Genomic DNA, 14,649 nt, shown 5'->3' with positions numbered 1-14,649 from the left:
GAAAAAATAAGCGCTGCTCGCACACCCTTGAAATTTGACTTCAAAGGCAGAAACACAGATTGATATCCGAGTGCAACCGTGCGTAGCGTTTCGGGTGATGTTGAGGGCGGTTTAGGCTAGAATGCACGGCCTCAAAGCACACCCCTTCCCGAGGCTGTCCCGAAGATGTTGATCCTGCGCGGCGCTCCTGCCCTTTCTGCCTTTCGCCACAGCAAACTCCTTGAGCAACTGAGCCAGAAGGTTCCAGCTGTCAGTGGCCTGTATGCTGAATTCGCTCACTTCGCCGAAGTCACCGGCGTCCTGACCGGCGACGAACAGCAGGTGCTTGCGCGCCTTCTGAAGTACGGCCCAAGCGTTCCGGTACAAGAGCCGACCGGCCGTCTGTTTCTGGTGTTGCCGCGTTTCGGCACCATCTCGCCATGGTCGAGCAAGGCCAGCGACATCGCTCGCAACTGCGGCCTGAGCAAGATCCAGCGCCTGGAGCGCGGCATCGCGTTCTACGTGGCCGGCCAGTTCAGCGACGCCGAAGCCCAGCAAATCGCCGACGTGCTGCATGACCGCATGACCCAGATCGTTCTGGGCAATCTGGAACAGGCCGCCGGTCTGTTCAGCCACGCCGAGCCGAAGCCGCTGACCGCGATCGACATCCTCGGTGGCGGCCGCGCCGCGCTGGAAAAGGCCAACACCGAGCTGGGCCTGGCCCTGGCCGAAGACGAGATCGATTACCTGGTCAACGCCTTCAACGGTCTCAAGCGCAACCCGCACGACATCGAACTGATGATGTTTGCCCAGGCCAACTCCGAGCACTGCCGCCACAAGATCTTCAACGCCAGTTGGGATATTGACGGCGAGAGCCAGGAAAAAAGCCTGTTCGGCATGATCAAGAACACCTATCAAATGCACAACGAAGGCGTGCTGTCCGCTTATAAGGACAACGCTTCGGTGATCGTCGGTAACGTCGCCGGCCGCTTCTTCCCGGATCCGGAAACCCGCCAGTACGGCGCGGTGCAGGAGCCGGTGCACATCCTGATGAAGGTCGAAACCCACAACCACCCGACCGCGATCGCCCCGTTCCCGGGCGCGTCCACCGGTTCCGGTGGCGAGATTCGCGACGAAGGTGCAACCGGTCGTGGCGCCAAGCCAAAGGCCGGCCTGACCGGTTTCACCGTGTCCAACCTGCAGATCCCGGGCTTCGAACAGCCGTGGGAAGTGCCGTACGGCAAGCCTGAGCGCATCGTTACCGCGCTGGACATCATGATCGAAGGCCCGCTGGGCGGCGCCGCGTTCAACAACGAATTCGGTCGTCCGGCCCTGACTGGCTACTTCCGTACCTTCGAACAGTCGATCACCACCCCGCACGGTGACGAAGTTCGTGGCTACCACAAGCCGATCATGCTCGCCGGCGGCATGGGCAACATCCGTGAAGAACACGTCAAGAAAGGCGAGATTCTGGTCGGCTCCAAGCTGATCGTGCTTGGCGGCCCGGCAATGCTGATCGGTCTGGGCGGCGGTGCTGCGTCCTCGATGGCCACCGGCACCAGCTCGGCGGATCTCGACTTCGCTTCCGTACAGCGTGAAAACCCTGAGATGGAGCGTCGCTGCCAGGAAGTCATCGACCGTTGCTGGCAACTGGGCGACAAGAACCCGATCAGCTTCATCCACGACGTGGGTGCGGGCGGTCTGTCCAACGCCTTCCCGGAACTGGTCAACGACGGCGACCGTGGTGGCCGTTTCGAACTGCGCAACATTCCAAATGACGAGCCGGGCATGGCCCCGCACGAAATCTGGTCCAACGAATCTCAGGAACGTTACGTTCTGGCGGTCGGCCCGGCCGACTTCGAGCGCTTCAAGGCGATCTGCGAACGTGAGCGCTGCCCGTTCGCCGTGGTCGGCGAAGCCACTGCCGAGCCGCAACTGACCGTGACGGACAGCCACTTCGGCAACAACCCGGTGGACATGCCACTGGAAGTGTTGCTGGGCAAGGCCCCGCGCATGCACCGTTCGGTGGTTCGCGAAGCCGAGCTGGGCGACGATTTCGATCCGTCGAACCTCGACATCAGCGAATCCATCGAGCGCGTCCTGCATCACCCGGCCGTGGCGAGCAAAAGCTTCCTGATCACCATCGGCGACCGCACCATCACCGGCCTCGTGGCCCGTGACCAGATGGTTGGCCCATGGCAGGTACCGGTGGCCGACGTCGCCGTCACCGCCACCAGTTTCGACGTCTACACCGGTGAAGCGATGGCCATGGGCGAGCGCACTCCGCTGGCGCTGCTGGACGCTCCGGCGTCGGGCCGCATGGCCATCGGCGAAACCCTGACCAACATTGCCGCTTCGCGCATCAACAAGATCTCCGACATCAAACTGTCGGCGAATTGGATGTCCGCTGCCGGCCACCCGGGCGAAGACGCGCGTCTGTACGACACCGTGAAAGCGGTCGGCATGGAACTGTGCCCTGAGCTGGGCATCACCATTCCGGTGGGCAAGGACTCCATGTCCATGGCCACCCGCTGGAACGACAACGGCGAAGAAAAAACCGTGACCTCGCCGATGTCGCTGATCGTGACCGGTTTCGCCCCAGTGGCTGACATCCGTCAGACCCTGACCCCGGAACTGCGCATGGACAAGGGCACCACCGACCTGATCCTGATCGACCTCGGTCGCGGTCAGAACCGCATGGGTGCCTCGATCCTCGCACAGGTTCACGGCAAGCTCGGCAAACACGCGCCGGACGTTGATGACGCCGAAGACCTGAAGGCCTTCTTCGCGGTGATCCAGGGCCTCAACGCCGACGGTCACCTGCTGGCTTACCACGACCGTTCCGACGGTGGTCTGCTGACCTCCGTGGTGGAAATGGCGTTCGCCGGCCACTGCGGTCTGAGCCTGAACCTGGACAGCGTTGCCGAAAACTCGGCAGAAATCGCCGCAATCCTGTTCAACGAAGAACTGGGTGCGGTGATCCAGGTTCGTCAGGACGCCACGCCAGACATCCTCGCGCAGTTCAGCGCGGCCGGTCTGGGTGACTGCGTGTCGGTGATCGGTCAGCCTATCAACAACGGCCAGATCAACATCACCTTCAACGGTGACACGGTGTTCGAAGGCCAGCGTCGTCTGCTGCAACGTCAGTGGGCCGAGACCAGCTACCAGATCCAGCGTCTGCGCGATAACGCCGACTGCGCCGAGCAAGAATTCGACGCGCTGCTGGAAGAAGACAACCCGGGCCTGAGCGTCAAGCTGAGCTACGACGTCAACCAGGACATCGCCGCGCCTTACATCAAGAAAGGCATCCGCCCACAGGTTGCCGTGCTGCGTGAGCAGGGCGTCAACGGTCAGGTGGAAATGGCCGCAGCGTTCGACCGTGCCGGTTTCAACGCGATCGACGTGCACATGAGCGACATTCTCGCTGGCCGCGTCGACCTGAACGAGTTCAAAGGTCTGGTGGCCTGCGGTGGTTTCTCCTACGGCGACGTACTTGGCGCCGGTGAAGGCTGGGCCAAGTCGGCGCTGTTCAACAGCCGTGCCCGCGATGCGTTCCAGGGCTTCTTCGAGCGTAACGACAGCTTCACCCTCGGTGTGTGCAACGGTTGCCAGATGATGTCCAACCTGCACGAGCTGATCCCGGGCAGCGAGTTCTGGCCGCATTTCGTGCGCAACCGCTCCGAGCAGTTCGAAGCGCGCGTGGCGATGGTGCAGATCCAGGAGTCGAACTCGATCTTCCTGCAGGGCATGGCCGGTTCGCGTATGCCGATCGCCATCGCGCACGGTGAAGGCCATGCCGAGTTCTCCAGCGAAGAAGCCTTGCTGGAAGCCGATCTGTCCGGTTGCGTGGCGATGCGTTTCGTCGACAACCACGGCAAGGTCACCGAAGCCTACCCGGCCAACCCGAACGGTTCGCCGCGCGGGATTACCGGTCTCACCAGCCGCGACGGTCGCGTGACGATCATGATGCCGCACCCGGAGCGGGTGTTCCGCGCGGTGCAGAACTCGTGGCGTTCGGAAGACTGGACCGAGGATGCTCCCTGGATGCGCATGTTCCGTAATGCGCGCGTCTGGGTGAACTAAGCGTCGTGTACAAGCTCGGGTTTTTTGTTCCTGACAGTCATGTCGAGGTGGTCAAGGACGCTATATTCGCTGCCGGTGGTGGGCGGATCGGGGACTATGACCACTGTGCCTGGCAGGTGCTTGGGTCTGGTCAGTTTCGGCCTTTGGACGGCAGTCAGCCGTTCATTGGTGAGGCGGGGCAGGTTGAGCGGGTCGAGGAATGGAAGGTTGAGCTTGTGGTTTGTGACGCGTTGATTGGTGATGTGGTGGCTGCTTTGAAGTTGAGTCACCCTTACGAGACGCCGGCTTATGAGGTGTGGCGGCTGGAGGATTTCTGATCTTTTTGCCGCTGGAACGGAAAACCCGTAGATGAGTGATTGTCTGCGGGTTTTTTGTTGCCTGCGATTTGCTTTTCTGTAGGAGTGAGCCTGCACGCGATGGCGCCCTGACAGGCGACCATGCTCTGGCTAACTGTGTGAATATCCGTTGCTTCGGGTGCAGCGGCTGGCTGTTTCGCCCTTACGGCGAGTCACTTTTTACAAACGCCTAAAAAGTAACCCAAAACGCTTGCTCCTGCGTTCGGCCCGCTCGCTGGGGCTCGGGGTCCCTTCGCTGCGGGATTGATCCGGGCGCAGCGCCTCCGGTTTGCTTCGCTGCACCTCCTCTCGCTGTGTTTGGCTGCGCCAAACGGTCGCTGCGCTCCCACCCCCGGATCAATCCCTCCACTCAGCCTTCCGACGTCGCCCGTGGATCAAGATCAAGAGCGACAGCCGAGCTTGCGCTCATCCTGGAGTGGGGCGGCTTCGCCGCATGGGGTGTGCGCTTGCTAAATTGCAGGAGCCAGGATGCTGGCGATGGCGGCCTGACAGCCGACCGATCTCTACCTGAATACACCGGGTTCAAACTGTGGGAGCGGGCTTGCTCGCGAAGGCATCCTGATAGCTCACTGATCCATTGCAGATGCCCACAACCCCTGTGGGAGCCTGGCTTGCCAGCGATGGCGGCCTGACAGCCGACCAGTCTCTATCTGAATAAACCGGGTTGAAACTGTGGGAGCCAGCCTGCTGGCGATGGGGCCAGTCTGGTCACCAAGGGCATTGGGCTTGTTTAAATCTGTGTCAAATAACCAGAAGCTTCCCACAAGGTTTTCAGGTTGTCCCTCGGACGTCCGGTCTCTAGGCTTCGTCTGTCGCTGCCAATTCAGCGACCGGGCGTGAGATCCCCGGAATGCTTGCAACTAGCACCAACACCACGATAATTGGCGCCAGCTCAATCTGCTGCCTGCTTTATGGCGGCTGTGTGCGGGCAGACTTCGGTCTGGCCGGTTGCCTGCTCCGGTGGATCTCACCCTGCACATAGCTGCCACCTCTTTGCCGCGTGAGATCCGGCGAAGATGGCATCTTCACACGCCGTAGCAGGAGTTGAATTTTGGACAAACTGATCCCCGACCCACCCCACAAAGTCACACTTCCACCCGCCGACGCCATCCGGGTTGAAGACTTGACGAAAGACCGCGAAGCCATCAAGCGCGCTGTCGATTTCTACTTCACCCCGCAATCCGCTGAGGCGCATCAGCCCAGCACGATGTTCCTGGTCAACCCCAGCATCGACACCGAAACCCTGCTGGCCCACGCCTACGAATCGTTGGCCTGCGCCAGTGCCATGGCCAGCAACTTCGCCAGCGAACTCAGCGGCCTGCAACGCAGCACCGCACTGGCGATCCAGCAAATCGTCATGCTCGCCGAACTCGCGGTAAACCGGGCGCTGGATCGGGTCGATCCACAAACCTGACGAGCGCCCATCGTTCATCGCCAGCAGGCTGGCTCCCACATTTGAAATGCTTCACTGTGGAAGTGAGCTTGCTCGCGAAAGCATTTTTCTAGCTGTCGGAATACTTCCTGTACCTCATCAATTAGTAGATTTTTCCTACCAGATGTTCAGGTTGTCCCTCGGAAGCAGCCTCTCTACCTTGGGTTGTCTCTGGCAAACAGCGAACTTGGCAATAGACCGAAAACGGGATGTTGCTCTTTCACTGAGCCGTCGCTATGACTCTGAGGTTTAAAATGGAATTGCTTCCCGTCGTTACGCCCCGTATCAACACGAACACCGCGTTGGGGCGGGCGCTGGTATCGATGTTCAAGTCAGTCGAGACGGAACTGATTCAAGAGAACGCTGCGCCGGGGGCGGTCAAGATCATCGTGTTTGGAGGATGCGCGGTTCACCTCTACACCAATCACCGCATATCGTTGGACGTCGACGCGGAAATCTATGAGGCTTGTATTCCGGCAGGATTCGACCTGCGTACGCTGCTTGCCGAGGTGCCGGAGCCGTTTGTCGATGAGCGTTCTGCGCGAAAGATGGAGTTGAACTACGACTTGCAATACAACACTAGCTTTGGCCCGATCCACGAAGATTATTGGTCTCGAAGTATTCCCCTGCCAGAGTTTTCGCGGGTGTCCCCTCTCCGTGTACATATTGCTGCACCCGTCGACATAGCCATTACAAAACTGGGCAGGGCTACCGATCACGATATCGCCGACATCAATGCCCTTCTCAGGTTTGGATTCATACTGACCAGCGAGCTTCGGCGTCTGGCATTGCAGGCCATTGATGTATATGTTGGCAACAAAGAGGCGCCGACTTCGGTGCTGACTAACATATTGCAAGACTATCTGGAGAAGGGAGATGACGAAGGTGAATGACGCGCACGTCCTCTCATCCGCGTTGGATACTCTCGTCAGGAGCCCTCTCAATCAGGCCGATGACGTCGCGCTGGTGAACGCTGCGAAAGAAGTGTGGTACTCGAATTCTAGTGTTGAAAGCGAGGTTAAGGCGTTTCTGAAAAATCACAGTGACGATATAGAACGCCGTCGCGCGGCTTACCTGTTGGAGCGGTTTACGCGCTTCTCTTGTGTGTCTGATAGTCGCGTGCTGGAAACGCTGCATGCGTTGCAGCTTTTCGCGCACTCGACGCCGAAGCAGGATGTTGCACCTCCAAAGATGGTTTCGTTACGAAATCGCAAGGATCAATTAGCCGTCTCTTGGGGGTTAGCAGAAAGCCTTGGATTGAAGGTTCAAACGCTGATGCCATTCCAGACTCGCCATTACCAGGCAGAACAGCATTTACCCTGAGCTGAACGTGCCAGCGATAAAAAAAACCGGCCTGAGCCGGTTTTTTTGTGTTGATTAAACCTTGGCGCTGACCTCACTCCGATTAACCAACGCCTCAATCGCCCCACTCAAACTCGCCGCTTTCTCGCCAATCAACAAATGCCAGACCCCACCCTCCAGCGGGCTGACACCCTGGCAACCCAGCTCTTTCAACTGAGCCTCGGACAACGCTTTACCATCGGCCAGTTGCAGGCGAATGCGGGTCAGTGCGATGCAGTCCAGCTGCAGCACATTGTCGCTACCGCCCAACGCCGTCAGCCATTGTTGGGCTTCCGGTGCAGCGACCATTGCAGCTTTTGGTTCCTCGACCACCACCGCAGGCGCAGCCACCAACGCACGCCCCAGAGTCGGCATGGCGAGGCGGATTTCGTCGGCGATGCTGTCGGCCAATGGCCCGACCACCACCTGCAAGCTGCCGCCCTTGCCCGGGCGTACCACGGCCATCGCGCCCAGTGCCTTCAAGTCAGCGTCGGAAGCCTTGTTGCGATCGACCATTTCCAGGCGCAGACGAGTCGTGCAGGCGCCCACGGTAAGCAGATTCTCGGCACCGCCCAAGGCCTTGATGTACGCAGCGGCACGTTCGTTTTTTGTCAGCACCGACTTCTCGGTGGCGGCCACGTCCTCACGCCCCGGCGTCTTCAGATTGAAGCGGCGGATACAGAAATCAAACACCGCGTAATACACCACGGCGTACGCCAGCCCGACCGGAATCACCAGCCAGCCATTGGTCGAGCGCCCCCAACCGAGCACCATGTCGATGAAGCCGCCGGAGAAGGTGAAACCGAGGTGGATGTTCAGCGCATTGGTGATCGCCATCGACAGGCCGGTCAGCAGCGCATGCAGCAGATACAACAACGGAGCCAAAAACATGAAGGCGAATTCAATCGGTTCAGTCACCCCGGTCAAAAACGAGGTCAGCGCCATCGACAGGAAGATCCCGCCCATGACCTTACGGCGCTCCGGCAACGCGTTGCGGTACATTGCCAGGCACGCGGCGGGCAGGCCGAAGATCATCATCGGGAACATGCCGGTCATGAACTGGCCGCCCTTTGGATCGCCGGCGAAGTAGCGTGACAGGTCGCCGGTGACCAGTGCGCCGGTGGTCGGGTCGGTGAAGTTGCCGAACACGAACCACGCCATGTTGTTGAGGATGTGGTGCAGGCCGGTGACGATCAGCAGGCGGTTGAACACGCCGAAGACGAACGCGCCGAAGCTGCCGCTTTCCATCATCAGGCTGCCAAAGCTGTTGATGCCGTGCTGGATCGGCGGCCAGATGTAGCCGAACACCACGCCCAGACCGACCGCCGCAAATCCGGTGACGATCGGCACGAACCGGCGGCCGCCGAAGAACGCCAGGTACTCCGGCAGCTTGATGTCCTTGAAGCGGTTGTACAGCGCGCCGGCCATCAGGCCGCTGACAATCCCGGCGAGCATGCCCATGTTGATGCTCGGGTCGAGCACCTTGAGGGTGGAGATCATCACCAGGTAACCGATCACCCCGGCCAGGCCTGCGGTGCCGTTGTTGTCCTTGGCGAAACCGACAGCGATGCCGATGGCGAAGATCATTGCCAGGTTGGCGAAGATCACTTGCCCAGCATCGTGGATGATCGCGATGTTCAGCAGGTCGGTGTCACCCAGACGCAGCAGCAGGCCGGCAATCGGCAGGATCGCGATCGGCAGCATCAGCGCGCGGCCGAGGCGTTGCAGGCCTTCGATGAAGAGTTGGTACATGGTGGTTCTCCCTGCTCTTTATAGAGAGCTTGTTGTTAGTGCAGAGGCCAATGCTGGTGGCAGGCGTGACGTACCGCAGCGGCGCTGTTGAGTTTCAACAGGTCGAGGCTGAGGCGTTGGCATTCGGCCTCGTGCAACTGGCGCACGCGATCCTTGATTTCACCGATTTGCACCGGGCTCACCGACAGCTCGGTCACGCCGAGGCCGATCAGCACTGGTGTCGCCAGTGGATCGGAGGCGAGGGCACCGCACACGCCAACCCAGCGTTTGTGCACCGCCGCGCCTGCGCAGGTCATGGCGATCAGCCGCAGCAACGCCGGGTGCAGGGCATCGACGCGAGCGGCGAGACCTGCGTGGTCGCGGTCCATGGCCAAGGTGTATTGCGATAGATCGTTGGTACCGATCGAGAGAAAGTCGGCGTGCTCGGCCAGTTGTTCGGCTTGCAGCGCGGCGGCGGGGACTTCGATCATCACGCCGATTTCCGGGCGCTGATTAATGCCCAACTCCAGGCACAGCGCATCGACCCGCTGACGGATGTGCAGCAGTTCATCGACTTCGGTGACCATCGGCAACAGGATCCGGCAACGGCGCAGCGGGCTGACTTGCAGCAGTGCGCGCAGTTGCTGATCGAGGATTTCCGGACGGGCCTGTGCCAGACGAATGCCGCGCAGACCCAAGACCGGGTTGGCTTCGGCGGGCAGCGGCAGGTAGTCGAGTTGCTTGTCGCCGCCGACGTCGATGGTGCGGATGATCACCGAGTGCTCGCCCATGGCATCGAGCACGGCTTGATAGGCGGCACGCTGCTCTTCGATGTCCGGCGCGGTCTGCCGGTCGACGAACAGAAACTCGGTGCGCAGCAGGCCGACGCCATCGGCACCGTTGGCAAAAGCGTCTGCCGCTTCATGGCTGGAGGCGACATTGGCGACCACTTCGATCGCCACGCCATTGCGGGTTTCAGCGGGCAGATGCGCCTTGGCCTGTTGCGCATCGCGGCGTTGCTGACGCTCGATTTGCGCCTGTTGTACTTCGGCCAGGCGTTCGGTGCTCGGCGCCAGTTCGAGGCGACCGCCATCGGCATCCAGCACCACCGACTGACCTTGTGCTTGATCGAGTAAAGCGGCGCCCAGTGCAACCAGGCACGGCAGGCCTTTGCCGCGCGCCAGAATCGCCACGTGCGAGGTCGCGCCACCCTCGGCCATGCACAACCCGGCGACACCTTGCGCGCTGAGTTGCAGCAGATCCGACGGCGTCAGTTCATGCGCAGCGACAATGGAGCCGGCCGGCACGTCGTAATGCCAGGCTTCGCCGAGCAGGGCGCGCAGGACACGTTGCTTGAGGTCGCGCAGATCGTTGGCGCGTTCGGCCAGCAGCGCGCTGCCGGTGTGTTGCAGTACTTCGCACTGCACGTCGATCGACTGGCTCCAGGCGTGGGTCGCCGCCGTGCCTTGGTCGATGGAATGCTGCGCGGTGTCGAGCAGGGCCGGGTCTTCGAGCAGGGCCAGGTGCGCGGCGAAGATCGCTTCTTCATCGATGTTCTTGTGCTTTTTTGCTTGGGTGAGCGTGGCGTTGATTTCGCCGCGAACCTGATTCAGCGCGGCTTCAAGTTTCTGCAGTTGCTCAAGCGGAGCATGATTGCCCGCATCTGCCGGCAGGCTGATCGCGTTCAGGCGAAACAGCGGCCCGCCGACCAGACCCGGTGCGGCGCACACACCCTGCAATACGCCAGCCTCGGCGGGGCGTTTGCGCGGTGCGGCGTTGACCGGTGCAGCGGCGTGATGATCATCCGGCAGGGCGGTCGCCAACGCATTCAGCAATGCTTGCAGCGCGGCTTCGGCGTCCGGCCCCTGACAGCTGACGTGCACTTCATCCTGCTCGCCGATGGCCAGTCCCATCAGCCCGATCAGGCTGTTGCACGGCGCCGATTTACCGGCGAAGTGCAGCTGCGACTGGCTCTTGAAACCTTGTGCGGTCTGGCGAATCAGCGCGGCGGGGCGCGCATGCAAGCCGCCGCGATGCGCCACCAGCACCTGACCCTGAACCTCTGGCCCGCCAACCGCTTCGGCAGTCGCCGCAGAGCTGTTGCGTGCAATGATGTGCAGCAGCGGCTCGCCGACCTTTACCGCTTTGAGCGTGATCGGGCGCACCTGGAAATCCTGGCTGTTGGTCAGGATCAACAGGCTGACCAGGCTTTTGCATTGCTGGGCGACCTTGTCCAGGTCATAGCGCAACAACGGCTGGCCGTTGCTGACCCGCGTGCCTTCCTTGACCAGCATCGAGAAGCCTTCGCCGTTCAGTTCAACGGTATCGAGGCCCAGGTGCAGAAGGATTTCCGCGCCGTTGTCGGCGCGCACGGTCAGCGCGTGGCCGGTGCGGGCGACGTGGATGATCTCCCCGGCGCAGGGCGAATACAGGGTGTCATTCAACGGGTCGATGGCGATGCCGTCACCCATCGCGCCGCTGGCGAACACCGCGTCCGGGACTTTGGCGAGCGTGAGCACCGGGCCGCTGAGCGGGGCGCTGAGGGTCAGCTCTTTATTGTTGTTGTGCATGGCTCGGTCTCATCAGGTGTGCAGTCATTCGGACTTAGTGCGTACGGGTCACTTTGCTCAGGTGGCGCGGTTGATCCGGGTCCATGCCACGGGCCACGGCGAGACCTGCGGCCATCACGTAGAAGCTCTGGATCGCCAGAATCGGATCGAGGGCCGGGTGTTCGGCGCGGCTCAGGGTCAGGTCGCGTTCGAGGATGTCGTCCGGCGCGGCCAGCAACACGCGAGCGCCGCGTTGACGCATCTCTGCCGCAAGGCTGATCAGACCGGCCTGTTCGGCACCGCGCGGGGCGAACACCAGCAACGGGTAATGCTCGTCGATCAGCGCCATCGGGCCGTGACGGACTTCGGCGCTGCTGAAGGCTTCGGCCTGGATCGCCGAGGTTTCCTTGAATTTCAGCGCGGCTTCCTGAGCGATGGCGAAACCGGCACCACGGCCAATGACCATCAGGCGTTCACAGTCGCGCAAGGCGTCGATCGCGGTGCTCCAGTCCTGTTGCGCCGCGTCGCGCAGTCCTTCGGGCAGGGCGTTGTGCGCTTCCAGCAGTTCGCTGTCTTCTTTCCAGTGCGCGATCAGGCGGGCGCTGGCGCTGAGGGTGGCGATGAAACTCTTGGTCGCGGCGACGCTGCTTTCGATACCGGCGAGCAACGGCAGGCTGAATTCACACGCCGCTTCCAATGGCGAATCGGCGGCATTGACCATCGATACGCTCAGTGCGCCGCGCTTGCGCAGCAGACGCAGACTGTTGACCAGATCCGGGCTCTGACCCGATTGCGAGAACGCGAACGCCACCTGACCGCTGACCTTCAGCGGCGCCTGCTGCATGGTCACCACCGACATCGGCAACGACGCCACCGGTACGCCCAGTTGCTGCATGGTCAGGTAGGCGAAGTAGCTCGCCGCGTGGTCGGAGCTGCCGCGCGCAACGGTCATCGCCACTTGCGGCGGCTGACGGCGCAGGCGCCCGGCGATCTCGATCATCTGCGGGTCGAGCTGTTGCAGTTGGGCTTGCACGGCCTCGAACGAGGACAGCGCCTCTTCAAGCATTTTTGAAGTCAATGTCTTCTCCTTCGACCATGACGGCGGTCAGTGTGAGTGAGCGATCCAGCCGCACGCAGTCGGCCCAGGCCCCCGGTTGCAGGCGCCCGCGTTCAGTGATGCCGAGGTAGTCGGCGGGGAATTGCGAAAGACGTTGCGAGGCCTCGGCGATCGGCAATCCGATCTTCACCAGATTGCGCAGGGCCTGATCCATGGTCAGGGTGCTGCCGGCCAGCGTGCCGTCGGGCAGGCGCACGCCGCCCAGGCATTTGGTCACGGTGTGGCTGCCGAGCTTGTATTCACCGTCGGGCATGCCGGCGGCGGCGGTCGAATCGGTGACGCAGTACAGGCACGGGATCGAACGCAGGGCCACGCGGATCGCACCGGGATGCACGTGCAGCAAGTCCGGGATCAGTTCGGCGAATTTGGCGTGGGCCAGCGCGGCGCCGACGATCCCCGGTTCGCGGTGATGCAGCGGGCTCATGGCGTTGTACAAATGGGTGAAACTGGTCGCGCCAGCCTCCAGAGCGGCGACGCCTTCCTCGTAGCTGCCGAGGGTATGGCCGATCTGCATGCGGATGCCCCGGCTGCTCAGTTCACGAATCAATCCGTCGTGACCGGCGATTTCCGGGGCGATGGTGATCACCCGGATCGGCGCCAGCGCGAGGTATTGCTCGACCTCGGCCATCAACGCGGTGTGGGCGAAATTCGGTTGCGCGCCGAGTTTGCCGGGGTTGATGTACGGGCCTTCGAGATGCACACCGAGTACCCGGGCGGCGCCTTGCGGACGCTGTTCGCAGAACTCGCCGACTTCTTTCAGCACGCTGGAGATCTCAGCACTCGGCGCGGTCATGGTGGTGGCCAGCAGCGAAGTGGTGCCGAAGCGCACGTGGGTGCGGGTGATGGTCTCGAAGGCACTGGCACCTTCCATGATGTCTTTGCCGCCACCGCCGTGGACGTGCAGGTCGATGAAACCCGGCAGCAGGTAGGGCAGATCATTGTCGGCCGGATCGCAGGGCACGCCTTCGATCGACACGACTTTGCCGTGTTCGTGGATCAGCCGGCCGCGAACCCAGCCGCTGGCGGTGAGGATGTTGTCTTCGGACATTTCGGTTCTCGCTTATGGCCGCTCTTAACGACGCAGCTCTGCAACAAAGTCGTAGTAGTCGTTGCGGCAATAGGTGTCGGTGACTTCGATCGGCGTGTTGTCTTCCAGATAGCCGACCCGGGTCATCAGCAGCATGGCGGTGCCGGGGGCGATGCCGACCAGCGCGGCGAACTCGTCCGAGGCGTTGATTGCCTGGATGTGCTGCAGGGCGCGGACGATCGGTTTGCCGATGCCGTCGAGGTACTCGTAGAGTGAATCGCCGACCAATTGCGGCTTGGGCATGATCTTGGCGGGCAGGGTGCTCATCTCGATGGCCATCACCGTGTCGTCGGCCTTGCGCAGGCGTTTCATGCGCGCGACCTTGTCGTTCGGCGACAGGCTCAGGCGGATCAGTTCTTCGTGAGTCGGCAGGGTGATTTCGCGTTCCAGCCACTGCGAGCTGGGGACAAAGCCCTTGAGGCGAAGCATTTCGCTGAAGCCCGAGAGGCGTGACAGCGGTTGTTCCAGACGGGGTGTGATGAAGGTGCCGGAACCTTGCAGGCGGCGGATCAGACCTTGATCGAGCAGCACTTCCAGCGCTTTGCGTGCGGTGACCCGGGAGATACCCAGTTGCTCGCTGAGGTTGCGCTCGGACGGCATCGCCTGCTCGGCCTTCCACTGCCCGGAATGGATCGCCGATTCCAGATTGCGCGCCAGCTGCAGGTACAGCGGCGTCGGCTGGGAGTCATCTGGGCGTAGGGCCTGGAGGTCGTTCATGTAGGTCATTTCCGACGCGAGTATAGGATTGTTGTGGCTCGCTTGTGGGGCGGAAATTAATACCACTTGAATACCATGTCAACGCGGGGAAATAGCGTTTAGCCCAATGAAATGGCGGGTTTCGGGGGTTGTGGATTGAAGTGGTATTAGGGGTGGGCTATAAAAAGCAAAAGATCGCAGCCTGCGGCAGCTCCTACAGTGGGAAGTGGTATCAACCCTGTAGGAGCTGTCGCAGGCTGCGATCTTTTGATTTATTT

General features: G+C 61.5%; 10 protein-coding genes. 5 read left to right on the top strand and 5 right to left on the bottom strand.

Translation table 11 applies throughout. The features are described from left to right. The first annotated feature begins 165 nt into the window (after positions 1–165). From purL to VLA07_RS03195, 5 genes are all read left to right on the top strand, one after another. Positions 166–4,062: a phosphoribosylformylglycinamidine synthase gene (gene purL / locus VLA07_RS03215; protein WP_139053787.1), complete on the top strand. Its 3,897-nt coding sequence runs from the start codon at positions 166–168 to the stop codon at positions 4,060–4,062. 5 nt (positions 4,063–4,067) lie between these two features. Next, a complete protein-coding gene (locus VLA07_RS03210; protein ID WP_096795278.1) occupies positions 4,068–4,379 on the top strand; it encodes a Nif3-like dinuclear metal center hexameric protein in 312 nt (103 codons plus the stop codon). Positions 4,380–5,469: 1,090 nt separating this feature from the next. Then, positions 5,470–5,832, top strand: a complete 363-nt coding sequence (locus VLA07_RS03205) for a DUF6124 family protein (RefSeq protein WP_247267842.1) — start codon at positions 5,470–5,472, stop codon at positions 5,830–5,832. Between the two features lie 272 nt (positions 5,833–6,104). After that, positions 6,105–6,743, top strand: coding sequence for a DUF6036 family nucleotidyltransferase (locus VLA07_RS03200; RefSeq protein WP_247267841.1), 639 nt, complete (start codon positions 6,105–6,107; stop codon positions 6,741–6,743). Continuing rightward, entirely contained in the window at positions 6,727–7,173 is a 447-nt protein-coding gene (locus VLA07_RS03195) for a hypothetical protein (RefSeq protein WP_007967820.1), read from the top strand. Before VLA07_RS03200 ends, VLA07_RS03195 begins: the two co-directional genes overlap by 17 nt. A gap of 54 nt (positions 7,174–7,227) precedes the next feature. Here VLA07_RS03195 and nagE read toward each other — a convergent pair whose 3' ends face one another. From nagE to VLA07_RS03170, 5 genes are read right to left on the bottom strand one after another with little or no spacing between them, the layout of a single operon-like run. Continuing rightward, positions 7,228–8,943 carry an N-acetylglucosamine-specific PTS transporter subunit IIBC gene (nagE, locus tag VLA07_RS03190; protein ID WP_333988388.1) on the bottom strand — a complete coding sequence of 572 codons (1,716 nt, stop codon included), beginning with the start codon at positions 8,941–8,943 and terminating at the stop codon, positions 7,228–7,230. A gap of 35 nt (positions 8,944–8,978) precedes the next feature. Then, the gene (gene ptsP / locus VLA07_RS03185) at positions 8,979–11,492 is read right to left on the bottom strand and encodes a phosphoenolpyruvate--protein phosphotransferase (RefSeq protein ID WP_333988387.1); all 2,514 of its coding nucleotides are present in this window, start codon (positions 11,490–11,492) and stop codon (positions 8,979–8,981) included. 34 nt (positions 11,493–11,526) lie between these two features. Then, positions 11,527–12,549, bottom strand: coding sequence for an SIS domain-containing protein (locus tag VLA07_RS03180; protein ID WP_330206304.1), 1,023 nt, complete (start codon positions 12,547–12,549; stop codon positions 11,527–11,529). After that, complete coding sequence (gene nagA, locus VLA07_RS03175; RefSeq protein WP_330206305.1) at positions 12,530–13,636, bottom strand: N-acetylglucosamine-6-phosphate deacetylase; 1,107 nt, start codon at positions 13,634–13,636, stop codon at positions 12,530–12,532. The genes VLA07_RS03180 and nagA overlap by 20 nt, the downstream gene beginning before the upstream one ends. Positions 13,637–13,660: 24 nt before the next feature. Further along, positions 13,661–14,392, bottom strand: a complete 732-nt coding sequence (locus tag VLA07_RS03170) for a GntR family transcriptional regulator (RefSeq protein WP_442962646.1) — start codon at positions 14,390–14,392, stop codon at positions 13,661–13,663. Positions 14,393–14,649: the final 257 nt, after the last annotated feature.

Source organism: Pseudomonas sp. S3(2024), from assembly GCF_036861315.1.
Taxonomy (GTDB): Bacteria; Pseudomonadota; Gammaproteobacteria; order Pseudomonadales; family Pseudomonadaceae; genus Aquipseudomonas; species Aquipseudomonas putida_A.
The sequence above is the reverse complement of the archived record's forward strand: the minus strand, read 5'-3'. Positions and strand labels throughout refer to the sequence as shown.